We start from the raw sequence: 25,053 nt of genomic DNA, 5'->3' as shown, positions 1-25,053 counted from the left end.
CAGGGCTTTCCGGACTACATTATTTAAGAAATGGAGATACATATATGATAGATAAGAATGCGCCTGTCGGTGTGTTTGATTCCGGTGTGGGCGGGCTGACCGTAGCACGTGAGATCATGCGAAATCTTCCTTCAGAAAAAATCGTATATTTTGGAGATACTGCAAGGGTTCCATATGGAAGCAAATCAAAAGATACCGTCATTCGCTATTCCAGTCAGATCGTGCATTTTCTGAGAGAACAGAATGTCAAGGCGATCGTGATCGCCTGTAATACTGCAAGTGCGTTTGCACTGGAAGCAGTACAGGATAAGCTTGATATACCGGTGATCGGTGTGATCGAGGCAGGTGCCCGTGTGGCAGCAGAAGAGACAAACAATAAAAGAGTTGGTGTGATCGGTACTGTAGGTACGGTGGGAAGTGGCATTCATGAATCTTATCTGAAACGGCTGGATCCGGAGATTACGGTGATCGGTAAAGCATGTCCGCTTTTTGTACCGCTGGTAGAAGAAGGATGGTTGCATGATCCGGTTACGGTCGAGGTTGCATCCCGTTACCTGCAGGAGCTGAAAGATGAGCAGGTAGACACTCTGATTCTCGGATGTACGCATTATCCGTTGATCCGTTCAACGATTCAGGAAGTGATGGGTGAGAAAGTCCGTCTGGTCAATCCGGCATATGAGACGGCACTGGAATTAAAGAGCCTTCTGACGAAAATGGATCTTCTGAGTAGCGGAGAACAGCAGGCAGAGTTTCCATACCGCTTTTATGTCAGTGACCTTGCAGATGAATTCAAGGAATTTGCCAATTCCATTCTGCCTTATGATGTAACTATGACACGCAAAATCGACATTGAGAAGTATTAGGAGAAACAAATGAAAAAAGATGTACTTATTCGTGTACGGGGACTTCAGATGATGGATACGGAGGATGAGCAGGAACCGCTTGAAATCGTTGTTCCCGGACAGTATTATTATCGAAACGGAAGCCACTATCTTCGTTATGAAGAAATGATGGATGATACGGCACAGCCGACAGTCAATTACATTAAAATGTCCTCACAGGGTGTGGAAGTACGTAAGCAGGGGCAGGTAAATGTACATATGGTGTTTGAACAGGGCAAAAAAAATATGACTCTTTATTCGACACCGTTTGGAACACTTCAGATGGGAATTGCCGCAACAGGTCTTGAAATCATGGAGGATGAAGACCGCATTCAAATGAAAGTGGATTATGCACTGGATATGAATGAAGAACATGTGGCAGACTGTTACCTGACGGTTCAGGCACAGTCAAAAGATCTCGGAGATTTTTCTTTTTATGAAAATTGAAGAACAGATATGTAATTACAAAAACGAACACCCGGAGGGATGAACCTTCGGGTGTTTGCTTTATGATCCGTATGAAATTATTTATTACGTAATCTGGCGAAGAAGCCTTTTTTCTTAGGAGCCGGAGTCTCAAGGGAACCACGGATTCCTTTTACACCAACGATGTATAAACCGCTGACTTCTGCTTTGACTTCTTTCTTAACCGGAATCAGATCAAAGACTTTTTCGTCTGCGATCAGTACGGAGATCTTCGGTCCGACTTTTGCTTTAACAATCGGAAGTTTGGAACGACGCATAAGCTTCGGAGCCTGATCGATCACCATCTGCGGAAGACCGGATTCTTTTAATGGAAGCCGTTTCTTATCAATAATCAGCATAGATACGGTTTGTTTTGCTGCTTCAATCTGAGCCTGCTGTTCTTCTTGTTTCTTCTGAGCTTTCTTTCCAAAGAAATAAAGAGCAATCAGAGCACCGATCAGGATGATCAGGATTACAAGAAGGACGATGGTAAGTGTACTCATAAATACCCTCCTCAATATGTAAATTTACAAACTAATGTCATGCGAAATATATTCTAACATCATTTATTACAAAAGGCAAACAAATTCAGGAAAATTCCATGAAGAACAGGAAAAGATATGGAAATACAGCGGGCAAACAGGTATAATGGAAACATATTTCTTATATGTGGAACATGTAAAAATCAGCAGGCTGTAATAAAATACACCGATTTACGGGTATACTAGGAATTACAGAATAAACCATACAGGGAGTTAGTATGAAAGAGACAGAGAACAAAAATACGGATACAGACCGAGAGGGCGGATATACGGATATGACTGATGATATAGACCGTGAGCTGAGGGAGAGACGCCGTCAGCGCAGACTGAGACGCCAGAAGAGGGAACGCAGGAAAAAGCTTATGATCCTTGGGGCGACAGGTATTATTACACTCGTGGTAGTAGCAGGGGCCGTGAATGGTATTGCTGGTTTTATCCGTCACAGCAGTACACAGTCAGCATCTTCTGCGAAAGAGACACAGAAGAAAGAAGATTCACAGGAAGTCCCGGCGGAGCAGCAGGGACCAAGTGCAATGGATCAGGCGAAGCTTCTGGCCGCGCAGTATGATTATCAGAGTGCGATCGATCTTCTTAAGAAACAGTCGGACTACGAGAGCAATACCGATATGCAGAATGCGGTAAAAGAATACGAATCAGACAGAGATTCCTGTACTTCATGGCCGCTGGAAGAAGTGACGCATGTTTTTTACCATACACTGATCAAAGATACGTCTAAAGCTTTTGACGGTGATTATAAAGAAGCGGATTACAATCAGGTCATGACAACGATCGATGAATTCAACAAGATCACGGAGACCATGTATGAAAAGGGCTATGTCATGGTCAGTATTTACGATATGGCTAAGGCGAACGATGACGGTACAATGACACCGGGAGAGATTCTTCTTCCGCCGGGCAAGATTCCGTTTGTACTGTCACAGGATGATGTCTGCTATTATCATTATATGGATGGAGACGGATATGCAACGAAACTTGTGGTAGATGATGAAGGCAAGGTTCGTAATGAATATGTAGAAGACGACGGAAGCATTTCAGTTGGTGACTATGACATGGTTCCACTGATCGACCGTTTCGTTGAGAAGCATCCGGATTTTTCCTACAGAGGAGCAAAGGGGATTGTGGCACTCACCGGATACAATGGCATCCTTGGTTACCGTACTGATCAGAGCTATGAGACAAGACCGGATGATCTGGATGACAATAAAGTAGAATGGTTGGATAATCACCCGGATTTCAGCCTTGAAAAAGAGCGGGAAGGTGCCAAAAAGGTTGCCGATGCCATGAAAGAAGAAGGATGGTTATTTGCAAGTCATACATGGGGACATCAGAATATCGGACAGATCTCACTGGAGACTTTGCAGGCAGATACGCAGAAATTTAAGGATAACGTGGATCCGCTGATCGGTGGGACAGATATTATTATTTTTGCTTTCGGAACAGATCTTACAGATGCAGAAGATTATTCCGGAGATAAGTTTGAATATCTGAAGAGTATGGGATATAACTATTATTGTAATGTAGATTCGAGCAAATATTTTGTACAGATACGAGACCGGTATTTCCGTCAGGGGAGAAGAAATTTAGACGGATACCGTATGTATTACAATCCGGAACTTCTGGAGGATCTCTTTGATGCAAAGAGTGTGTTTGATCCTGCCAGACCGACACCGGTGCCGCCAATGGGCTGATGATAAGTAAAGGGGAACAATGAGATGAAAAAAAGAGCAATGATACTGACAGCTGTTCTGACAGCCGCTGTTCTGGCAGGCGGAGGTTATTTCCCGACAGACATCGGAAACAGACTTACGCAGACTGTTTCAGCAGCCAAAAAGGATTCAGATAAGAAAGATGATACTTCAGAGAGTGAGGGTTCGGTGCTGGATCAGGCAACGCTGATGTACCAGCAGTACAATTATGATGAAGCAATCAAACTTCTGAAACAGCAGGATGATTTTGATACAAATAAAGATTATATGGATCTTGCAGCAAAATGTCAGGTTGCCAAATCCACACTGGTGGAATATCCACTGGAGCAGATCACACATGTTTTTTTTCATACGCTGATTGATGATACAGGCAGAGCTTTTGACGGTGATTCAAAATCAGGAAATTATAATCAGGTAATGACGACAGTCAGTGAGTTCAATAAAATTATTCAGATCATGTATGACAAGGGATATGTTCTGGTAAGTCCACATGATATGGCGACAGTGAATGATGACGGTACGATGAGCCGTGGCAAGATCATGGTGCCGGAAGGCAAGATTCCATTTGTTCTTTCACAGGATGATGTCAGCTATTATCACTACATGGATGGTGATGGCTGTGCATCGAAACTGGTGCTGGATGAGAATGGAGAGGTAAAGAACGAATACGTCGAAGCAGATGGAAGTGTATCAGTCGGTGATTACGATCTTGTACCGCTTTTGGATACTTTCATTAAAGAACATCCGGATTTTTCTTATCATGGACGCAAGGGAATCCTTGCTATGACCGGATACAACGGAGTGCTTGGATACAGAACCGATATTGCTTACAAGACCGGTGAGAACTTACAGGATGATCAGAAGAAATTCCTGGAAGACAATCCGGATTTTGACTATGATCAGGATGTGGCAGATGCGACAAAAGTTGCTGATGCCATGAAGGCAGAAGGATGGGAATTTGCAAGCCACACGTGGGGACATATGAATGCAACGGAGCGTTCCGCAGAAGACCTTAAGACGGATGACCAGAAATGGAAATCTTATGTTGCACCGATCCTTGGAGATACCGATATGATCATCTTTGCATTTGGTGCCGATATCGGTGACTGGTCGGGATATTCTTCAGATAACCCGAAATTCCAGTATTACAAGAGTGCAGGATATGATTATTTCTGTAATGTAGATTCCAGCCAGTATTTTGTACAGATCACAGACCAGTATTTCCGTCAGGGAAGAAGAAATCTCGATGGATATCGTATGTATTACAATCCGGAAATGCTCAGTGACCTCTTTGATGTGGCTGATGTATGGGATTCTTCCAGACCGACACCGGTACCTCAAATGTAAAGATGTTAAAATGAAGGGAGCTTTATTATGAAGAAAAAAGCAGTAGTTGCAATGTTAATTATGTGTATGGCGGTTTCAGCAGCCGCATGCGGCAAATCATCTGATACAGAAAAAACGACCACAGAAACAACTGATACAAAGGACAGTGAAGATTCAGAGAAAGACAGCACCGATACAGACACAAAAGAAACAGATTCTTCCGGGGAAAACAGACTGGTTTCCGTCAAAGATGTTTCCAAATATGTGACAATAGGTGAATATAAGGGACTGGAACTTACCCGTACTTCACAGCCAGTTACAGACGATGATGTGCAGGCAGAGATCAATTATAATCTGGAAGATAATGGTACTGAAGTAAAAGACGGCACCGTAGAAAATGGAGATACTGTAACTATCAATTTTACAGGAACTATTGACGGCAAAGAATTTGACGGTGGTTCTGCAGAAGATTATGAGCTTGTGGTCGGTGACGGTGAGATGATCGACGGATTTGAGGATGGCATTGTCGGAATGAAATCCGGTGAAACAAAAGAACTGGATCTGACTTTCCCTGACGATTATTATGAAGAATCCGTAGCAGGAAAAGCTGTTGTATTTAAAGTTACACTTCAGAAATTTACCCGTCCGGCAGAACTGACTGATGAATGGGTAGCTGAGAATACAGAATATAAGACTGTTGATGAATACCGCGCAGCAGTTAAGACACAGCTTGAAGACACAGCTGTGCAGACCGCAGATTATGAGCTTTACAGTGATGCATGGAATGAAGTACAGGCAGCTTCCGAAATCAAAGATTATCCGAAAGAAGATGTTGATGCAGCAAAGAAATCCTATCAGGAACTCAATGAAAAATATGTGAAAGATGCCGGTATGGAGATGGCTGATTTCCTGAAATCTCAGGGAATGTCAGAGGAAGATTATGAGTCAGAATGCCAGCAGTATGCAGAGTCCAAAGTAGAACAGAATCTGATCGTGCAGGGAATCATGGATGCAGAAGGACTCAGCATTGATGATGAAGAAACTCAGAAGTTAAAAGATGATCTGATTGAGGAATATGGATTTGCAAGCATTGATGAAATGATCGAGACATACGGCGAACAGGAAGTCAATGAATCACTGGCTCTTCTGCGTGTAGAGCGTTTTATCGTTGATAATGCAAATGTCACAGAAGTAGCAGGTGATGATGCGGATGCGGTAGACGAAGGTTATGATCTGGAAGAATATGATGAATCCATGGATATTGATACGGGCGATGATACAGAAGATAATGTGGATACCGAAGATGCAGCCGCAGAGGACGCTACAGACGAGGTAGCTGAAGAATGATCATAAAAGGCGGAAAGGTGTTTCAGGAGGATGGAAGTTTTCTGGAACAGGCACTTTATATCAACGATCATCGTCTGGTAGACAAAGCCGAATATCAGGATGACGGAAAAGTCATAGATGCAGAAGGTCTGCTGGTACTGCCGGGACTTGTGGATATCCACAGTCACGGTGCAGCGGGGGAGGATTTTTCCGATGGAAATCCGGAAGGACTTAAGAAGATCCTGCAGTACGAAAAACGCTGCGGAATTACTTCCTACTGCCCGACATCGATGACATTTCCAAAAGAACGGCTCCGCCAGATCTTTGCTTCAATCAAAGGCGCACAGACAGAAGAGGGAGCTAAAGTTGTCGGCATCAATATGGAGGGACCGTTTCTTGATCCTGTCAAAAAGGGTGCACATGTAGAGGAATGGATCGCAGCACCGGATGCGGCATTTGTAAGAGAACTGAATCAGGATGTCGATGGCCTGGTGCGTCTTGTTACACTTGCTCCGAATATGGAAGGTGCAGAAGAATTTATAAAGGAAATGCACGAAGAGGTCTGCATTTCACTGGGACATACAGCAGCAGATTATGATTGCGCATCAAGAGCAATGAAGCTTGGTGCGCATCATGTTACGCATCTTTACAATGCGATGCAGCCTTTTGGGCACAGAGCACCGGGACTGATCGGTGCGGCAATGGATGATCCGGAGTGCATGGTTGAGTTGATCTGCGACGGATATCACATTCATCCGTCTGCAATCCGCGCAGCATTTCGGCTGTTCGGACCGGAGCGTGTGATCCTCATCAGTGATTCTATGCGTGCGACAGGGATGGAAAATGGTACATATGAGCTTGGCGGACAGGAAGTAACTGTTAAGGATCGAAAAGCAGTTCTGAAAGATGGCACGCTTGCCGGTTCTGCGACGAATCTTTATGGATGTATGTGCAAAGCCGTAGAATTTGGAATTCCACTGGAACAGGCGATTATGGCGGCAACCGCAAATCCTGCCAGAAGTATTGGAATATTTGACCGTGTTGGTTCTATTCGAATCGGAAAGCAGGCGGACTTACTGCTTGTAAGTGAAAATCTTGAATTAAAGAGAGTTATTTAAATACCTGTCATTGTATTTCAGAATTAAATGCGTTATGATAATAAGAAAAGATAAAGATATAGAAAATACAGCAGGTGGAGTCAATGGATAAGAGGGTATTGCGCGAACGAATGCGCAAAAAGCAACAGCAGATAAGACGACGGCAGATGATGAAAAAGGGTGCATATGTCGTTGCAATCATTTTGGTACTGATTTTTGTAATCCGCGGAATCATTCTTCCGGTTATTAACAGAGCCGGTGGCGGAAATACAGAGAAACCACAGCAGGTACAGGCAGAGACAGACAGCACAACTACTGACAGCAGTTCGGACAGTACAGATACAGGAGATACGAGTACAGAAACAAACGCGGCGATACGCCAGCCGGTCAAAGGGCAGAGCGATCTGACGAAAGCGGCACAGCTTACAACCGGATGGCATGACGATGAAAACGGCAAATGGTATCAGAATGCAGATGGTACATATTTCGCCGGCGGTATGCAGGAAATCGATGGTTCTACATATTACTTTGATGATAACGGTTACATAAAGACCGGATGGGTGGAAGTTGGATTTGATGATTATTACTTCAACGATGATGGTACTTATGATCCGAGTCAGCATAAGACACGAATTGCATTTACTTTTGATGATGGTCCGGGAGAATACACTGATGAACTTCTTGACTGTCTGGAAGAAAACAATGCACATGCGACATTCTTTATGCTTGGACAGAATGTAGGAAGCTGGGAATCCACAGTACAGCGTATGGCGGATATCGGCTGTGAGATCGGCAGCCATTCCTGGGATCACCCGAATCTTTATGATCTGAGTATGGACTCTGTGGCAAAACAGTTTTCGGATACAGATGCAGCACTGGAAAAAGCCTGTGGACAGAAAGCAAGTGTGGCACGTGCACCTTATGGCAACTGGAGTGATGATATCATTTCTACTGTAGGTAAACCGTTTTTTACATGGTCACTGGATTCTCTGGACTGGAGTTATCTGGATGTAAACAAGGACTATGATGCAGTTATGAATGGTGACCTTACAGATGGTTCTATCATTCTGATGCATGATATTCATGAACCTTCTGTACAGGCGGCAATCAAGATGATTCCGGAACTTGTGCAGAAAGGATATAAGCTGATGACTGTCAGCGAGCTGGCAGCAGCGAAGGGAGTTACCTTACAGGGTGCCAATTATTCTGATTTCTGGGATAGCTCCCTGCAGAAGGGAATCGTTGCAGGATACAGCGGAAATACCACAGATACATCCGGTGATGAAAGCACAGATGGTACGGATACTTCTAATGACGGAAGTACAGATACATCGGATGGAAGTTCTGACGATGGCTCTGCCGATGATGAATCTTCAGATGATGGTTCCTACGATGATGGAAGTTCCGATGACGGAAGTTATGATGAAGGCGATTATTCGGAGGAGTAATACGGAATAAAGCAGCTTACAAAAGAGGACATGAATGGCAGGGAAGTACAGATACATTCCTGCCGGACAAGTTCTCTTTTTTTACGTTTTCTGTAATTTTTTTCTTACAGACTTCTTGTTGTTTTAATTGACGGGAACTATATGGATTGGTATAATGTGTCTATAAAAATACGAAAGATCGGCGTTAATCATGTGCATAATGCCGATGAAGAATCAGAAAGTAGCAAATTAACAATTAAGGGAGGTACGTTTGAATGGGAGAGAAGTTGCAGTTTACAGAGCTGGATCAGTATCTGTTCGGACAGGGAACCCATTACGACATTTATAAAAAGCTCGGAGCGCATCCTACGATGCGGGGACGCAAAAAAGGTGTCTATTTTGCAGTGTGGGCACCGAATGCCAGATCTGTTTCTGTAGTGGGTGAATTTAATGAATGGGATATTCAGAAGAACCCGATGCAGAAGACAGGACCAATCGGAGTCTATGAGACTTTTATACCTGAGGCAAAAATCGGTGACCTTTATAAGTTTTATATTATCGGTTATCACGGTGAGGAAATTTACAAAGCCGATCCATATGGCAATGAAGCGGAGCTTCGTCCGGGAACAGCATCCAGAATTGCAGATATTTCCAGTTATAAATGGAAAGATACTACCTGGATGAAACACCGTCCGGAATTTAATGAGAAAAAGAGTCCGATGGCAATTTATGAAGTTCATCCCGGTTCATGGAAGAAACATGAAGCAAAGGATGAGGATGATCCGGGATTTTACAATTATCGCGAACTGGCACATGAGCTGGCTGCTTATGTAAAGAAAATGGGCTATACCCATGTTGAACTTATGGGAATTGCAGAGCACCCGTTTGATGGCTCCTGGGGCTATCAGGTAACCGGTTATTATGCACCGACTTCCCGCTACGGAACAGCAGAAGATTTCAAATATATGATAGATTATCTTCATCGCAACAAGATAGGTGTTATTCTTGACTGGGTTCCGGCACATTTCCCGAAGGATGCACACGGACTTGCAAACTTTGACGGAACGGCTGTTTATGAACATGAAGACCCGAGACAGGGAGAGCACCCGGATTGGGGAACGAAGATTTACAACTACGGCCGGCCGGAGGTCAAAAACTTCCTGATCGCCAATGCGCTTTTCTGGATAGAGGAATGCCACGTAGACGGTCTGCGTGTCGATGCGGTTGCATCTATGCTGTATCTGGATTACGGCAAGAAAGATGGGGAATGGGTTGCCAATAAATATGGTGACAACAAAAATCTCGAAGCAATCGAATTTTTCAAACATCTGAATACAGTTGTGCTTGGCAGGAATCATGGTACTGTCATGATTGCAGAGGAATCAACGGCATGGCCGCTGGTTACCGGTAAGGCAGAGGACGGTGGACTCGGTTTCTCGCTGAAGTGGAATATGGGATGGATGAACGATTTCCTTGAATACATGAAGCTGGATCCGTATTTCCGTAAAGACAATCACAACAAGATGACCTTCTCCATGACGTATGCATACAGTGAAAATTATGTACTTGTTATTTCTCATGATGAAGTTGTACATCTGAAATGTTCGATGCTTAACAAAATGCCTGGATATCCGGACGATAAGTTCCGTAATCTGAAAGCTGCATATGCGTTTATGCTGTTCCATCCGGGCAAGAAACTTCTGTTTATGGGACAGGAGTTCGGGCAGCTCCGTGAATGGAGTGAGGAGAGAGAACTTGACTGGTATCTCCTCAAAGAAGAAAAGCATCAGGATCTTCAGAATTTTGTGAAGACACTTCTTCATATGTATACGAAGTACCCGGCACTGTATGCAGCCGACAATGATCCGGAAGGCTTTGAATGGATCAATGCGGATGATGCATACAGAAGCATTTTCAGCCTGATAAGAAAATCACCGACGAAGCGAAATAATCTTCTGTTTGTGGTAAATTACACACCGGTCGACAGACCAGACTATCGTGTAGGTGTTCCGAAGAAAAAACAGTACAAGCTGATCATGGATGAAAACGGACTCCTCGACAAACCAAAGATTTTTAAAGCAGAAGAACAGGAATGCGATCACAGAGAATATTCCTTCGGTTATTCGCTTCCGGGATATGGAGTTGCAGTATTTACTTATTAATCCTGTACAAAAGTGGGGTTGAAATCAATGGTTAATTGTATGTAAAAGCCATTGCTTTTTCTGTGAAGATAGGTTATACTGAACGCGACCGAAAGGTATGAGATAGCTAAGAAATATATAATTTAAATAATAAAATTCTGAAAGGAGAAACAAAAATGAAAGTATCAAATATTAAAGACATTGACAAATTTTTTGAAGTAGTAGATAGCTGTAAAGGCAAAGTAGAACTGGTAACAGGTGAAGGAGACAGACTGAACCTCAAATCCAAACTTTCCCAGTACGTATCTCTTGCAAACATCTTCTCCGGCGGAGAAATTCCGGAACTTGAGATCGTTGCATATGAGAAAGAAGATATCGACAAACTTCTCAGCTTCATGATCAACGGCTGATCTTAATGAATAATAAGAGTCTCTGTGGACATTATAACCAGGGGGTATAAATGCCTCCTGGTTAAATTACGTTATGAGTTAGTGGTATAAAACAAATAAACAAGAGTTACTTTGTCTTCGGGCAGAAAGAGAGGAAATACAACCATGGAAAAAACTAAAATTGACATTATTTCCGGATTTCTTGGAGCCGGTAAAACAACACTGATTAAAAAGCTTCTGAAAGACGCATTTCAGGGCGAGCAGGTCGTACTGATTGAAAATGAATTCGGTGAAATCGGTATTGATGGTGGTTTCCTGAAAGAAGCAGGAATTCAGATTCGCGAAATGAATTCAGGATGTATCTGCTGCTCACTGGTTGGTGATTTTGGTGCATCTCTGAAAGAAGTAATCAGCAAATATCATCCGGACCGAATCTTGATCGAGCCATCCGGTGTCGGCAAATTATCTGATGTTATCAAGGCTGTACAGGGTGTTGAAGAAGAGACAGGGCTTGTACTGAACAGCTACACAACTGTTGTTGATGCAAAGAAATGCAAAATGTATATGAGAAACTTTGGTGAGTTCTTTAATAATCAGGTAGAATATGCCGGAGCAATCATTATGAGCCGTACTGATATCGTAGATGAAGCAAAAGCACAGGCTGCGCTGGAACTTCTCCGTGAGATCAATGCAAAAGCTGCAATCATCACTACACCGATTGAAAAACTGGACGGAAAGAAACTTCTTGATGTTATGGAACATCCGGTATCCCTTGCGCAGGAATTGATGGAAGAAGAGGAAGTATGCCCGGAATGCGGACATGTACATGAACATGGCGAACATCACCATCATGATCATGAAGAACATGAGCATCATCACGACCATGACCATGAATGCGGATGTGGACATGACCACGATCACGAAGAACATGAGCATCATCACGACCATGACCATGAATGCGGGTGTGGACATGACCACGATCACGAAGAGCATGAGCATCATCATCACGATCATGACCATGAATGTGGCTGTGGACATGATCATCATGACCATCACCATCATCATGCAGATGAGGTGTTTACAAGCTGGGGCCGTGAGACGATCAGGAAATTTACAAGAGAAAATCTTGAGAAAATGCTTGAAGCTCTTTCAGCATCAGACGAGTACGGTATCATCCTTCGTGCAAAAGGTATGCTTCCGGCAGAAGACGGAACATGGATCTACTTTGATATGGTTCCGGAAGAAACAGAGATCCGTGAAGGTGCACCGGAATACACAGGTCGTCTCTGCGTAATCGGATCCAAACTGAAAGAGGACAAACTGGCTGAACTTTTTGGCCTGTAATGATGGAGGATAATATAGTTCATGAATGAAATTACAGTACCGATTTATTTAATGACCGGTTTTCTGGAGAGCGGTAAAACATCGTTCTTAAGCTTCACGATCCAGCAGGACTATTTTCACACAGACGGAAAGACACTTCTGATCCTCTGTGAAGAAGGTGAAGAAGAATATGATCCGGCAATTTTGAAAGCAAACAATACAGTTGTGGAAGTCATCGAAAACGAAGAAGATTTTACAACAGACCGTCTTGTCGCAATGGATATTCTTCATCAGCCAGAGCGTGTCATCATAGAATATAATGGCATGTGGCTGGTAAGCAATTTTGAAAAGATGCAGCTTCCGGAAGGCTGGGGCGTCGAGCAGCAGATCACATGTGTCGATGGCAGCACTTTCCAGATGTATATGGCAAACATGAAATCCATTTTTATGGATATGATAAAAAATACAGATATGGTCATCTTTAACCGTTGCAAGAAAGAAGATCCGCTTCCGACTTACCGTCGTGGAATCAAGGTTGCCAACCAGAGAGCTGAAGTTATTTTTGAGGATGAAGAAGGCGAACTTGGTGATATCTTCCAGGATGAGATGCCATTCGATATGAACGCACCGGTTATCGAGATACTGCCGGAAGATTATGGTATCTGGTTTGTAGATGCGATGGATCATCCCGAAAACTATGAAGGTAAAACTGTCAAATTCAAAGCAAGAGTCATGAAACCGCGCGGAATGGGAAGCAAATTCTTTGTTCCGGGACGTACAGCCATGACCTGTTGTGCGGACGATACGACTTTTCTCGGCTATGTGTGCAAGAGTGCTTATGCACCGAAGCTTACAGCAGGACAGTGGGTAGAAGTTACTGCAAAAGTCGGTATTGAGAAGCGCAACGAATACCAGGGTGAAGAGGGGATTGTTCTGGATGCAGAATACGTGGAGACCTGTGAACCGCTGGCAGATGAGATGGTTTACTTTAATTAGCACAGTGAGGAATTAATAATGTATCTGATCGTAGGTTTGGGAAATCCCGGAAGGCAGTATGAAGCAACACGCCATAATATGGGATTTGATGTAATAGACAAGCTTGTGGAAGAATATCAGGTTCCGCAGGCTGGCGTGAAATTTAATGCCATGTACGGAAAAGGAAGAATCGGCGGACAGCCGGTGATTCTGATGAAGCCGCTTTCTTATATGAACTTAAGCGGTGGACCGATCCGGGAGATGGCAAACTACTTCAAGATCAATCCGGAGACAGAGATGATCGTCATTTATGATGATATCGATCTTGATCCGGGACAGCTCCGTATCCGCAAAAAAGGCAGTGCGGGCGGTCATAATGGAATCAAACACATTATACAGCAGCTCGGAACACAGAACTTTGTGCGTATCAAAGTTGGCGTTGGTGCGAAGCCAAAGGGCTGGGATCTGGCTGATTATGTGCTGGGAAGATTTGATAAGGATGACCGTGTCCTTGTCGAAGAAGCGCAGGAGAGAGCGTGCAAAGCAGTTGAACTGATTCTGACGGACAGCGTGGACGCAGCCATGAATGAATATAACAAGAAAACGGGGAATGTATGAAAACATTTTTGCAGCCTCTGCAAAGTCTTGCAGAGATCGAAGAAATTGAAAAACAGGCAAAAAAGAATCATGGAATTCTGGAAGTCAGTGGTTGTATAGAGTCCCAGAAAGCTCATCTTATGTATGGGCTTTCCGGGCTTTTTCCATCTCATCTGGTAATTGCGGCAGATGAAAAGACAGCAAAAGATCTTTACGAGGATTACCGCTTTTATGATAAGCGTGTTTATTATTATCCGGCAAAGGATCTGCTCTTCTTTCAGGCAGATATTCACGGAAACCTTCTGATACGTCAGCGCATGCAGGTTATCCGTGCGCTTCTGGAACGGCAGGAGGAGATTACGGTCGTTACCAGTATTGATGGCTGTATGGATTATCTGCTTCCGCTGGAAAAGATTGAAAAACAGCTCATACATTTCCGTAATGACAGCAGCCTTGATATGGACAAACTGACAGCAGCACTGGTTCATATGGGATATGAGCGCGTCGGACAGGTAGAGATGCCGGGACAGTTTTCAATAAGAGGTGGTATCATTGATATTTATTCTCTTACCGAAGAAAATCCATGGCGAATCGAGCTCTGGGGAGATGAGATTGATTCCATCCGAAGCTTTGACGCACAGAGCCAGAGATCTCTGGAAAATCTGGATGAGATTATGATCTATCCGGCAGCAGAGCAGCCGATCGAAAAGGGCGGGGTTACTTTTATTGATTATTTCAAAGACGGAGATTCGATGCTCTTTCTGGATGAATTAAATCATCTGGAAGAAAATGCGAAGGCAGTCGAAGAAGAATTTCAGCAGAGCTGCCGGAACCGTCAGGAAAAAGGCGAGACGACACTTTCCGGTAACTGGATGTGCTCCTGGGAAGAACTGTGCAAAAAGCTCAACAGATGTAACTGTATCGGGCTTTCCCTTCTTGATCCGCGTAAATCCGGATGGAAGATCACAGGACAGTTTAATCTGACCGTAAAATCCATGAATTCATACCAGAGCAGCTTTGAGCTTCTGGTAAAGGATCTGAAACAGTACAAAAAAGAGGGCTACCGGATCGTGCTTCTTTCCGGATCAAGAACCCGTGCCGAACGTCTCGCAAAAGATCTGCAGGACGAAGGTTTAAGCGCTTTTTACGGGAAAGATTCGGATCGCATTCTGGAACCTGGCGAGATCATGGTTGCTTATGGCCATGCGAGAAAAGGGTTTGAATACCCGATGGTCAAATTTGCAGTGATCACAGAGACGGATATTTTCGGTAAAGAGCAGAAGAAGCGCAAAAAGAAAAAAGAATATAACGGAAAGCGTATTCAGGACTTTTCTGAATTGTCGATCGGCGATTTTGTTGTCCATGAAAAGCATGGACTCGGTATTTATCGTGGTATCGAAAAGGTTGCTGTCGACAAAGTCGCGAAGGATTATATTAAGATTGAATACCGAAACGGAAGCAACCTCTATATTCTTGCAACACAGCTTGATGCACTGCAGAAATATTCCGGGGCGGAGACTGCGAAGCCCCCGAAACTGAATCGCCTCGGCGGTCAGGAATGGAAAAAGACCAAATCAAAGGTCAAAGGTGCAGTCCGAAACATTGCCCGTGAGCTGGTTGAACTTTATGCGGTACGTCAGGAAAAAGAAGGCTATGTCTGTGGCCCTGACACTGTCTGGCAGCGGGAGTTTGAAGAAATGTTTCCGTATGAGGAGACAGAGGATCAGCTCTCCGCAATCGAAGATACGAAGCGGGACATGGAAAGCACAAAAATCATGGATCGTCTTGTGTGCGGGGATGTCGGCTACGGCAAGACAGAGGTTGCACTTCGTGCCGCATTTAAAGCGGTGCAGGAGAGCCGTCAGGTAGTCTATCTCGTTCCTACAACGATTCTTGCACAGCAGATTTATAATACTTTTATTCAGCGAATGAAAGAGTTTCCGGTACGTGTGGACCTGCTCTGTCGTTTCCGTACACCTGCACAGCAGAAAAAAACCATCGAAGATCTCAAAAAAGGGCAGGTAGATATTGTCGTAGGTACGCACCGTGTACTTTCAAAGGATGTAGAATACAAAAATTTAGGACTTCTGATCATTGATGAGGAGCAGCGTTTCGGCGTGGCCCACAAAGAAAAAATCAAGCAGCTGAAAAAAGACATCGATGTACTGACACTGACGGCAACACCGATTCCGCGAACCCTTCATATGAGTATGATCGGTATTCGTGATATGAGTGTCCTGGAGGAGCCGCCGATGGATCGTGTGCCGATCCAGACGTACGTTATGGAGTATGATGAAGAGACCGTCCGTGAGGCGATTAACCGTGAGCTTCGAAGAGGCGGACAGGTATATTATGTTTATAACCGTGTCAATGACATTGCAGATGTGGCTGCCAGAATCGCGAAACTTCTTCCGGAGGCGAGGGTGGATTTTGCACACGGACAGATGAGCGAGCGTGAACTTGAAGCTGTCATGTTTGCATTCATCAATGGAGATATCGATGTGCTTGTTTCGACTACGATCATTGAGACAGGCCTGGATATTTCCAATGTAAACACCATGATCATACATGATTCAGACAGATATGGACTTTCACAGCTTTATCAGCTGCGAGGAAGAATCGGACGCTCAAACCGTACGGCATATGCGTTTCTGATGTACCGCAGAAATACCATGCTGAAAGAAACAGCAGAAAAGCGTCTGTCAGCGATTCGCGAATATACGGATCTCGGAAGTGGATTCAAGATTGCGATGCGTGATCTGGAGCTTCGAGGAGCGGGAAATCTTCTAGGGGCAGAGCAGCATGGACATATGAATGCGGTCGGTTATGACCTTTACTGTAAGATGCTCAGCGAGGCGGTCAAAGAGGCAAAAGGTATTCATACTATGGAGGATTTCGAGACAACGATCGATCTGAACATGGATGCATTTATACCGGATTCTTATATCAGCAACGAATATCAGAAGCTGGATATTTACAAACGAATCGCCGGGATCGAGACGCAGCAGGATTATGACGATATGCTGGAAGAACTTTTGGACCGTTTTGGCGAGATGCCAAAGGCAGTAATGAACCTGCTTTCCATTGCGCGGCTGAAAGCGCTTGCACATCGCTGTTATGTGACAGAAATCAAACAGATCGGAAGAGATATGAAGATCACTTTGTATGAAAATGCAAAACTGAATCCGGTCGGATTCCCTGCATTGATGCAGAAATACAGACGCGGTCTTCAGTTCAAAAACGAGCAGGAACCGAAGATTTTATTTACACCGGAGGGAAGCGGAAATGTGCTGACAGCCCTTACGGATCTGCTGACAGAGCTTGAACAGCTTGTAGAAGAATAAAACCAGCTGCATGAAGAGTATAAACTGTGAAATATCAGTGAAAATAGCTGGTTTTTGTGATTTTCCTTGCCCTGTCGGGGAAAAAAGTTTATACTCTTATTTATATGAATTCATGCAGTGATGGAGGATAAAATGAAAACAATGACAAAGAAAACAGCAGTTGTAGCACTTGCCGGTGTAATGGCAGCGGGAATGCTCACAGGCTGTGGTGAAAAAGCATTAGATGGCACAAAGACAGTTGCAACTGTAGATGGTGCAGAGATTCCGCTTGGGATGTTAAGCCTTTCTGTCAGAGAGGGTCAGGCGCAGGCAGAGGCCATGTACAAGAGCTTTATGGGCGGATCTGATTATTCTATCTGGGATACAGAGGCAGAGAAAGGCAAGACTTATGGCGAGCAGGCAGTAGAGCAGGCACTGAAAGATATTGAGCTGATGTGTATCCTTAAGGAAAAAGCAGCTGATTATGATGTAGAGATCACAGAAGATGACGAGAAGGCAATCGCCGATGCGGCAGCAGCCTTTATGAGCGCAAATACAGAAGACACCCTGAAAACTCTGGCAGTTACAGAAGATCAGGTGAAGACATATCTGGAACTTGAGACATATAAGAGCAGAATGCATGATCCGATCATTGCAGACGTAGACAAGAATGTTTCTGATGAGGAAGCACAGCAGTCTTCTTTTAACTATGTAAGTATCAGTACATCTGACCTGAGCGATGATGAGATCAAACAGAAAAAAGAAGATGCACAGAAAATTCTTGACGGACTGAATGCAGATCCGGACGGGGATTTCAGCGAGATCGCAAAATCCGTAGATGACTCTTATACAGTACTGAGCGGTTCTTTTGATACAAATGAAGATGCGTCAGAAGAGGATTCTGATGACGAAGATGAGACTACAGCATCTTCCAGTAATTATCCGGATGAGGTAATGAAGGTTCTCCGAACACTGAAAGACGGCGAAGTCGGTCCGGATGTTATTGAGGCAGATTCTGCTTACTACGTAGTCAAACTTGACAAAGTAAACGACGAGGATGCGACAGCTACAAAGAAAGAATCCATTATCTCCACCAGAGAAAATGAGCTGTATACAGAGACTACAGACAAATGGCTGGATGAAGCTGACATCAAAGTTGAGAAGAAAGTTCTGAAGACACTGAAAGTCACAGACAATCATAAATTCACAATTCAGACAGCAGCAGAAGACACTACAGATGAGACAGCAGAAGTAACTGAAACACCAGAGGTAACAGAAGAAGCAGACGCTACTGAGACATCAGAGGTAACAGAAGAAGCAGACGCTACTGAGACACCGGAGGTAACAGAAGAAGCAGATGTTACAGCTACTCCGGAGGTTACAGAAGCACCTTCCTATGACACGGATTCATCCCTTGAGGTCAAAGATGGCGACACAGTCAACATTGACTATGTAGGAAAGATTGATGATGTTGCATTTGACGGTGGAAGTACAGACGGAAACGGCACAGATCTGGTGATCGGTTCCGGTTCATACATTGATAACTTCGAAGAGCAGCTGATTGGTGCACATCCTGGAGATAAAGTAGAAGTAAAAGTTACTTTCCCGGATGATTATCAGGCAACAGATCTTGCAGGTAAAGAAGCAGTATTTGATGTTACTGTTAACGGAATCTACGAATAATCAAATAAGATAAATATAAAAAGGATGGCAGGAAAACCTGTCATCCTTTTACGATATACGATCAGAATTCTTCCGGATCATCTTCGGAACTTCCGCCGTTTCCACCGAAAACATGGATTCCATTGATCTCGACGTCACCTTCCATCGGGATTACAATGCATTTGCGTCCGTCGATGACCTGTGTCTCGATCAGCATCGCACGGTCCGGGTCGACATGGATCACGACATCCGGTGTCCTGATCTCTGTACGACGCGTATTGGTGATATTGTTTGCCATGAGAGATGCGTTTTCGCCTGCAATTGCCTCATAAGTCTGGTCAAATGTTTCGAGTTTTTCATCTTCTACGCCGCATTCTTCGAAGAGACGTTTCACCTCCGGCTTGGTCAGAACGGCGGGGTCCGGAGAATCCTTCTGTGATTCCACCCATTCATTGAGCTTTTCGTGGATGTTCATAACGGTATCGTAAGCACAGTCATCACCGAGGGTTTCTTCTACGAGCGCATTAAAGGAATCTCTCTGACCGCCTGCGGAGAGCGGAGTCGTGCATCCGAACATTTCATCTACGAAAGTACTGCGAAGCTGCTCGGCATTTTTTGTGTAATACAGAAGTCCGTGGATATCTGTGCTCCGGTCATTGAATACCGGGAAAAGGAAGCCCAGATCCGGCATTTCCACGATCCAGTCACGGATACGGTCTTCGATGTTGTTGGTTTCAGCATTGTAGCACAGTCCCGCTTTGGAAAGGTTGACCGGACAGATACTGCAGAGGATATGATCGTAGATCTCATCAGAAGCATCAAACATTTCCTGGCCGTCGGAGGATTTGCCCGGGATATCATAAACGGCATGGATCAGAATAATATAATAGTTCTCGCCGTAGTCATAGTTTTCGATGATCTTATCATAAAATTCCTCCAGAATGGCATTGTCCTGAAGTTTGCTGCCGCGGAGTTTCATAAGAAATTCCTGTGTGCCGCCCTCTTTTTCCTGGTCAAGAGGAAACTCCATGTTGATCAGGTTCTTGCCGATGGTTCCGGAAAGAGTTTTCTTGAATATTTCAAAGTATTTGAACATTTCTTCCTCAGAAAGAGAAAGAAAAGCTTCTTTCAGTTCGGTTTTTTTGTTTTTTTCACCGTCAACATAGCAGCCGCAGATACGTGTGATCGCGCAGTTGTTTGGCGAAAACTGTTTCTTAATTTCGGATATTTCTTTTTTGTTCATTATGTATCGCTCCTGATTTACAGAATTTCAGTACGGAAAGCTTCTGCGATCCCGCTTAAGTTGTAGCGATCTGCGAGATCCTGGATTCCCATCATGATCTCCTCGCGGCTGAAATCATTTGCCTCGAGAAATTCGTCATCTTTTCCATTCAGCTCATAATAGAAAAGAAGTCCGATCTCCAGATTCTGGCGGTCGCCGTCACAGGTCATTTCGTATAATTTGTTTTCAGCCTCATCGATATTGCCTTCATCGGCAAGGGAAGTCAGAGTTGCCAGTGTCTGTCTTGCTTCTTTATCTTCAATGACATCCGGAGTCAGTTCGGAAGCACTTACCTGAAATAACATTTTCATGACGGCGCGCACCATTTCACGGATCTGGCGCAGTATATAATCATCCTGAAGCATTTTTATTCTCCCTTCTGCATCAAAATTTTCAAATAATAAATTGTAAACATATAATTGTAACGATGTAAATGTACCTACCTAGAGTACCACAAAAAAGGAGTTTCTTCCAGATGAAAATAGCTGTGAACAGTCATAAAAATTTCGTACAGATATTGTGCAAATTCGTTTGACGAGCGTGAGCAGATTAAGTACAATGAGGTAAGAAGAAATGTTAAATAGAAGGAAAAATCTATGAGTACAATTTTTGATGTGGCGAAAGCAGCCGGGGTTTCCAAGTCAACGGTTTCCAGGGTATTAAACGGAGAAAACGGAGTAAAGGAAGCAACCCGTGAGGCTGTAGAAAGGGCAATTCGAGAGCTTAAATATACGCCGAGTTATCTGGCGCAGGGTATTCGCACAGGCAAGACAAAGACGATCGCGATGGTCGTGCCGGAATATACGAATATCTTTTATAATGAGCTTTTCAGGGGCGTAGAAGATATGGCACTGAAGTACGGTTATATGGTGTTTGTCTGCAACACGGAGAGAAGCCGCCGCTCTGAGATTGAATATATAGAAGAAATCTTAAAGAGAAACGTTGATGGTATTATTTACAATACCTATTCAAACAGTGAGGAAATGCTGAACTTTCTGCGCTCACTTTCGCAGAAGCTTCCGGTCGTTTATACAAACCATCTGTTTCAGGAAGACGAGCCGGTTTCTTACGTTTATACAGATGGATTTGAGAGCAATCGCGAGGCAGTGCATTTTCTTTATGAAAAGGGCCGTACCACGATCGGATATATTCGTAATACTACAGATATCAGCGTCATAGAAGACCGTTATGAGGGCTATCTGCAGGGACTCAGGGACTGTGGGATCCCTTTCAGGGAAGAGTATGTTTATCGGGCAAAACAAAGCACAGAACCGGATTATATCGCGCTTGGAGCGGACGCCGCAAAGTACTATGAAGGACTGGATGCAACGCCGAAAGCAGTGATCGCGGCAATCGATGCGCTGGCAATTGGATGTGTACAGCAGTTTCAAAAAGATGGAATTGGTATACCGGAACAGGTAAATGTGATAGGATTTGATAATATTTCACTCAGTTCGCTGATCCAGCCGCCGCTGACGACGATCAGCCAGCCAATTCGGCTGATCGGACAGAAGGCAGCAGAGATCATTATTGCAAAACTGGATGGTCGGGAAATCGAAGATAAAGTAGTCTTCCCGGGAAATCTTATTTTGCGGGCGACTACAGATCTTTGATCTGCTCGGTAATCCAGCGGCAGATGTGCTTCACAGATTTTTCAGCAAGTTCATGCTGTCTGCGTGTGATCTGTATTTTTGTGATTACCGGAATATATTCATAATTAAAATGATTTTCAATAAAACCATGGAGAGCTTCCCGTACATAATAAAATGTTACGGGAACTTTTGCTTTGCGGAGAAGAAGGCCGTATTTTTTGCCTCCTTCATTCAGATTATCGCGACCGCACAGGAGAATGAAAGTACGTGGCATATCTGTAAATGTCTCAGCAGGAAAAAGAATCGGTGAGATAAGTACATTTCGAAGTTCTTCCGAAGACTCTGTGTAATAGTGGGCAAAAGTATCCATCAGCTTGCCGGAGACAGAGTTTTTGATTGGTTTACGCTCTGTGGAACTGCGATATGGATCCATGTACGGATAATCCAGAATCTGCATACAGGGTGTGAACTGCTGCTTTTCTCCTGCCATATAGACGGTTCCGGCAGCCAGGTTAGCTCCGGCACTGTGTCCCCAGAGGATGATTTTGTCCGGCTGGGCTTTGAGCTCTTTCATAGAAAGGGCATGAAGCACACAGTCATAGACATCTTCAAGACCTGTCGGGAATGGATGTTCCGGTGTAAGGCTGTAGTCGCATGAGATCACAGGAATTCCGAGAGTCTGGTGAATAAAGTGGCAGAAGTCGTCATCATCGGCAGCTGTATTGTACATGAACCCGCCACCGTGAACTTCTATGATCAGATATCCCGGATGAAGATTTTTGCTGTTATAAACAAATGCATGCATGGAACCGTTTCTTGTCGGAACGGCTATTTTTTTTCCGTATAAATGCGGACGGCAGGCCCGTTTTTGCATACGGGCCTGCTCTCTTTTGATAACTTCTTCAGTATGAAACTGTTTTTTCAAAATAGATTCTCCTTATCAGTCATTTGTGTGTTTCCAAGGGATAGAAACTGTTTTTCCGGAAGGAATCTGATATGGTCTGCCATCGATCATGAGCCATACATCTGTGCAGGTCGGATTAAAAATGTAATCTCCGGTAGAAGAATATACAAGACTTCTGACTGCAAGGATGTACTGACAGATTTCTATGTTTGAAGCATACCAGATATCTTCTTTATTTCCGAGTCTGGCGAAGAAGTTTTCGATTCCCTCCCAGTCCTGGTAGGCGTCCAACTGGTAAGCATGTCCCCACACATAAAAGAGGGAAGGTGAAAGATATTCTTCGTCTGCGTTGTCCTCCAGAAATTTCTCTGCAAGTTCCATACGATTGTCAGCACAGTAGTGACACGTCGGATGCCATGTGAGAAAATTCTCAGGCAAACGGAAATCATCAGTAGTAATGACTGTTCGGGAGTAAAGTATTCCACAAATTCGCACCGTTTCCAAAACGGAATCGTTATAAGTTCCGAACGGATATGACATACCTGAAATGGGATGTCCGGTCAAAGCTTCCAGATCTCTCTTATTTTCGGATATTTCCCAGGCTGCCATGGAAGAAGGAACGGTAGTCAGGTCGGGATGTGTCATTGTATGGACTGCAATTTCAAATCCATCATAGACTTCCTTTATTTCATCTCTTCGAAGTTTGTAATGGCTGACATCGATACCCGGCTGTATCAGCCAGTCACGATCACCCATCAGACCGGAATTCAGATGAAAAGTTCCCTTGATTCCATATTTGCGCATCAGCTCAGTAAGACGTGTGTCCTGTGTGACTCCATCATCTGAACTTAATGTAAATGCTTTTTTGCGTCCGCCCGGAAAAAGCGGAATGTCCTGTCTTAATCTCAACATATTTACCGCCGCCTGTTTGAGTATAATCTGATTTTAATAAACATCTTTCCATTCGTCAATATTAGAAGGATCAAATCTGTATGGAGGTCCTAAGATGATTTCAGAACCACCGTCGGAGCATTCCTGAATGGTGTATGGGCTGTTTTCCATATCACCTGCGTCAAATGTATCACCAACAGCACCAGTGATCGTTCCGTCAACAAGTGCGATAGCTGTGTATGCGGAAAGTTTTCCTACATCTTCCGGATTCCAGAGGAACATATACGGACACGGTGAACTGTCATCATCGCCGATATATGCAGACATCTCAGATGGAAGTCCAAGGCCTGTAAGTTTAACAGAAGATTCGCTGTCCTGAATAACTTTGGCTGCTGCGTTGATACCAACAGTAGTCGGGGAGCAGATAACTTTCAGATCAGGGTATTTGGACAGAAGAGCCTGTGTCTGGTCTGTAGATTTCTGTGGTTCGTCATCGCCGTAAGCAACTTCAACGAGATCCAGATCTTTGTATTTGTCATCTTCCATAACAGCTTTCATAGCATCAATCCATGAATTCTGGTTTGCTGACTGGCTGCTTGCAGAAAGAATCGCAAATTCGCCGGAGCCACCGGAAATATCATATACTGCATCTGCGAGAGCCTGGCCGATTTCTGTAACACCAGCCTGGTTTACAAAAGTCTGACGTGCTTCCGGAACAACGTTGGAATCAAGAGATAATACTTTGATACCTTCGTCCATGGCATCCTGGAGGCATGCTGTCAGTGCGTTTACGTCATTACTTGCAATAGCGATAGCATCAACTTCCTGAGAGATCAGGGACTGAATCAGCGGAATCTGAGCATCAGCAGTTGCTTTTTCAGGTGATTTGATGATGCATTCGCCGCCGGCTGCTTCAATGACCTGTTTGAAACCGTCAGCTTCTTTTTCTGCATATGGGTTTCCGGAATTTCGGATTACGATCGCAAATGTTTTTCCGGAAAGATCGCCCTCAGAGTCCGCATTGACAATGAGAGCAGTGCCGCTTACAACTGTTGTTGCCATGGCAGCAGTGAGGAGGATAGAGAGTAATTTTTTCTTCATAAAAGTTCTCCTTTCTTTTGAATGGGAACATTCCCAAAATATGGTAAAAAAATATTTTCTTTAATAATTGTGGTTTAGAAAT

Annotated in this window: 21 protein-coding genes; 15 read left to right on the top strand and 6 right to left on the bottom strand. The window is 44.0% G+C overall.

Going from position 1 to position 25,053, the window contains the following annotated elements:
• Positions 1–44: 44 nt before the first annotated feature.
• Together murI and BQ7344_RS09260 are read left to right on the top strand one after the other, a co-directional pair.
• Positions 45–863, top strand: a complete 819-nt coding sequence (gene murI, locus BQ7344_RS09265) for a glutamate racemase (RefSeq protein ID WP_072522363.1) — start codon at positions 45–47, stop codon at positions 861–863.
• 9 nt (positions 864–872) lie between these two features.
• Entirely contained in the window at positions 873–1,328 is a 456-nt protein-coding gene (locus BQ7344_RS09260; RefSeq protein ID WP_072522362.1) for a YwiB family protein, read from the top strand.
• Between the two features lie 77 nt (positions 1,329–1,405).
• Here the strand turns inward: BQ7344_RS09260 and BQ7344_RS09255 are convergent, their stop codons facing one another.
• On the bottom strand, positions 1,406–1,849 hold the full coding sequence (locus tag BQ7344_RS09255) for a hypothetical protein (protein ID WP_015541590.1): 444 nt from the start codon (positions 1,847–1,849) through the stop codon (positions 1,406–1,408).
• 257 nt (positions 1,850–2,106) lie between these two features.
• On the opposite strand from BQ7344_RS09255, the gene BQ7344_RS09250 reads away from it, so the two are divergent.
• The 12 genes from BQ7344_RS09250 to BQ7344_RS09195 all read left to right on the top strand — a co-directional run bounded on the left by BQ7344_RS09250 (position 2,107) and on the right by BQ7344_RS09195 (position 19,222).
• Entirely contained in the window at positions 2,107–3,597 is a 1,491-nt protein-coding gene (locus BQ7344_RS09250) for a polysaccharide deacetylase family protein (RefSeq protein ID WP_072522361.1), read from the top strand.
• A gap of 24 nt (positions 3,598–3,621) precedes the next feature.
• On the top strand, positions 3,622–4,962 hold the full coding sequence (locus tag BQ7344_RS09245; protein WP_072522360.1) for a polysaccharide deacetylase family protein: 1,341 nt from the start codon (positions 3,622–3,624) through the stop codon (positions 4,960–4,962).
• A gap of 27 nt (positions 4,963–4,989) precedes the next feature.
• Positions 4,990–6,288 carry a trigger factor gene (tig, locus tag BQ7344_RS09240; protein WP_083585522.1) on the top strand — a complete coding sequence of 433 codons (1,299 nt, stop codon included), beginning with the start codon at positions 4,990–4,992 and terminating at the stop codon, positions 6,286–6,288.
• Positions 6,285–7,385 carry an N-acetylglucosamine-6-phosphate deacetylase gene (gene nagA, locus BQ7344_RS09235; RefSeq protein ID WP_072522359.1) on the top strand — a complete coding sequence of 367 codons (1,101 nt, stop codon included), beginning with the start codon at positions 6,285–6,287 and terminating at the stop codon, positions 7,383–7,385. Before tig ends, nagA begins: the two co-directional genes overlap by 4 nt.
• Positions 7,386–7,468: 83 nt before the next feature.
• Positions 7,469–8,812, top strand: coding sequence for a polysaccharide deacetylase family protein (locus BQ7344_RS09230; RefSeq protein ID WP_072522358.1), 1,344 nt, complete (start codon positions 7,469–7,471; stop codon positions 8,810–8,812).
• 254 nt (positions 8,813–9,066) lie between these two features.
• Positions 9,067–10,953 carry a 1,4-alpha-glucan branching protein GlgB gene (gene glgB / locus BQ7344_RS09225; RefSeq protein ID WP_072522357.1) on the top strand — a complete coding sequence of 629 codons (1,887 nt, stop codon included), beginning with the start codon at positions 9,067–9,069 and terminating at the stop codon, positions 10,951–10,953.
• Positions 10,954–11,108: 155 nt separating this feature from the next.
• Positions 11,109–11,342: a polya polymerase gene (locus tag BQ7344_RS09220; protein ID WP_072522356.1), complete on the top strand. Its 234-nt coding sequence runs from the start codon at positions 11,109–11,111 to the stop codon at positions 11,340–11,342.
• A gap of 144 nt (positions 11,343–11,486) precedes the next feature.
• Positions 11,487–12,665, top strand: a complete 1,179-nt coding sequence (locus tag BQ7344_RS09215; RefSeq protein ID WP_072522355.1) for a CobW family GTP-binding protein — start codon at positions 11,487–11,489, stop codon at positions 12,663–12,665.
• A gap of 21 nt (positions 12,666–12,686) precedes the next feature.
• Positions 12,687–13,640 (top strand): TIGR03943 family putative permease subunit, encoded by a 954-nt coding sequence (locus BQ7344_RS09210; protein WP_072522354.1) that lies wholly within the window; start codon positions 12,687–12,689, stop codon positions 13,638–13,640.
• An 18-nt stretch (positions 13,641–13,658) separates the two neighbouring features.
• A complete protein-coding gene (gene pth, locus BQ7344_RS09205) occupies positions 13,659–14,237 on the top strand; it encodes an aminoacyl-tRNA hydrolase (RefSeq protein ID WP_072522353.1) in 579 nt (192 codons plus the stop codon).
• Complete coding sequence (gene mfd / locus BQ7344_RS09200) at positions 14,234–17,560, top strand: transcription-repair coupling factor (RefSeq protein ID WP_072522352.1); 3,327 nt, start codon at positions 14,234–14,236, stop codon at positions 17,558–17,560. Before pth ends, mfd begins: the two co-directional genes overlap by 4 nt.
• Before the next feature lie 132 nt (positions 17,561–17,692).
• Positions 17,693–19,222, top strand: a complete 1,530-nt coding sequence (locus tag BQ7344_RS09195) for an FKBP-type peptidyl-prolyl cis-trans isomerase (protein WP_072522351.1) — start codon at positions 17,693–17,695, stop codon at positions 19,220–19,222.
• Positions 19,223–19,283: 61 nt separating this feature from the next.
• Here BQ7344_RS09195 and BQ7344_RS09190 read toward each other — a convergent pair whose 3' ends face one another.
• Entirely contained in the window at positions 19,284–20,444 is a 1,161-nt protein-coding gene (locus BQ7344_RS09190) for a DUF4317 domain-containing protein (RefSeq protein ID WP_072522350.1), read from the bottom strand.
• A gap of 17 nt (positions 20,445–20,461) precedes the next feature.
• Entirely contained in the window at positions 20,462–20,848 is a 387-nt protein-coding gene (locus BQ7344_RS09185) for a DUF6483 family protein (protein ID WP_072522349.1), read from the bottom strand.
• A 231-nt stretch (positions 20,849–21,079) separates the two neighbouring features.
• On the opposite strand from BQ7344_RS09185, the gene BQ7344_RS09180 reads away from it, so the two are divergent.
• A complete protein-coding gene (locus BQ7344_RS09180) occupies positions 21,080–22,096 on the top strand; it encodes a LacI family DNA-binding transcriptional regulator (RefSeq protein ID WP_072522348.1) in 1,017 nt (338 codons plus the stop codon).
• On the opposite strand, the gene BQ7344_RS09175 is transcribed toward BQ7344_RS09180, so the two are convergent.
• Genes BQ7344_RS09175 through BQ7344_RS09165 form a run of 3 tightly spaced genes read right to left on the bottom strand, consistent with a single transcriptional unit; the run spans position 22,083 to position 24,971 of the window.
• Positions 22,083–23,000, bottom strand: coding sequence for an alpha/beta hydrolase fold domain-containing protein (locus tag BQ7344_RS09175; protein ID WP_072522347.1), 918 nt, complete (start codon positions 22,998–23,000; stop codon positions 22,083–22,085). The genes BQ7344_RS09180 and BQ7344_RS09175 overlap by 14 nt on opposite strands.
• A gap of 15 nt (positions 23,001–23,015) precedes the next feature.
• Complete coding sequence (locus BQ7344_RS09170; protein ID WP_072522346.1) at positions 23,016–23,891, bottom strand: polysaccharide deacetylase family protein; 876 nt, start codon at positions 23,889–23,891, stop codon at positions 23,016–23,018.
• A gap of 33 nt (positions 23,892–23,924) precedes the next feature.
• Positions 23,925–24,971 carry a rhamnose ABC transporter substrate-binding protein gene (locus tag BQ7344_RS09165; RefSeq protein WP_072522345.1) on the bottom strand — a complete coding sequence of 349 codons (1,047 nt, stop codon included), beginning with the start codon at positions 24,969–24,971 and terminating at the stop codon, positions 23,925–23,927.
• Between the last annotated feature and the right edge of the window lie 82 nt (positions 24,972–25,053).

This window comes from Blautia sp. Marseille-P3087 (assembly GCF_900120195.1).
In the GTDB taxonomy this organism is placed as follows: Bacteria; Bacillota; Clostridia; order Lachnospirales; family Lachnospiraceae; genus Blautia_A.
This window is presented reverse-complemented; position numbering and strand designations above follow the sequence as displayed.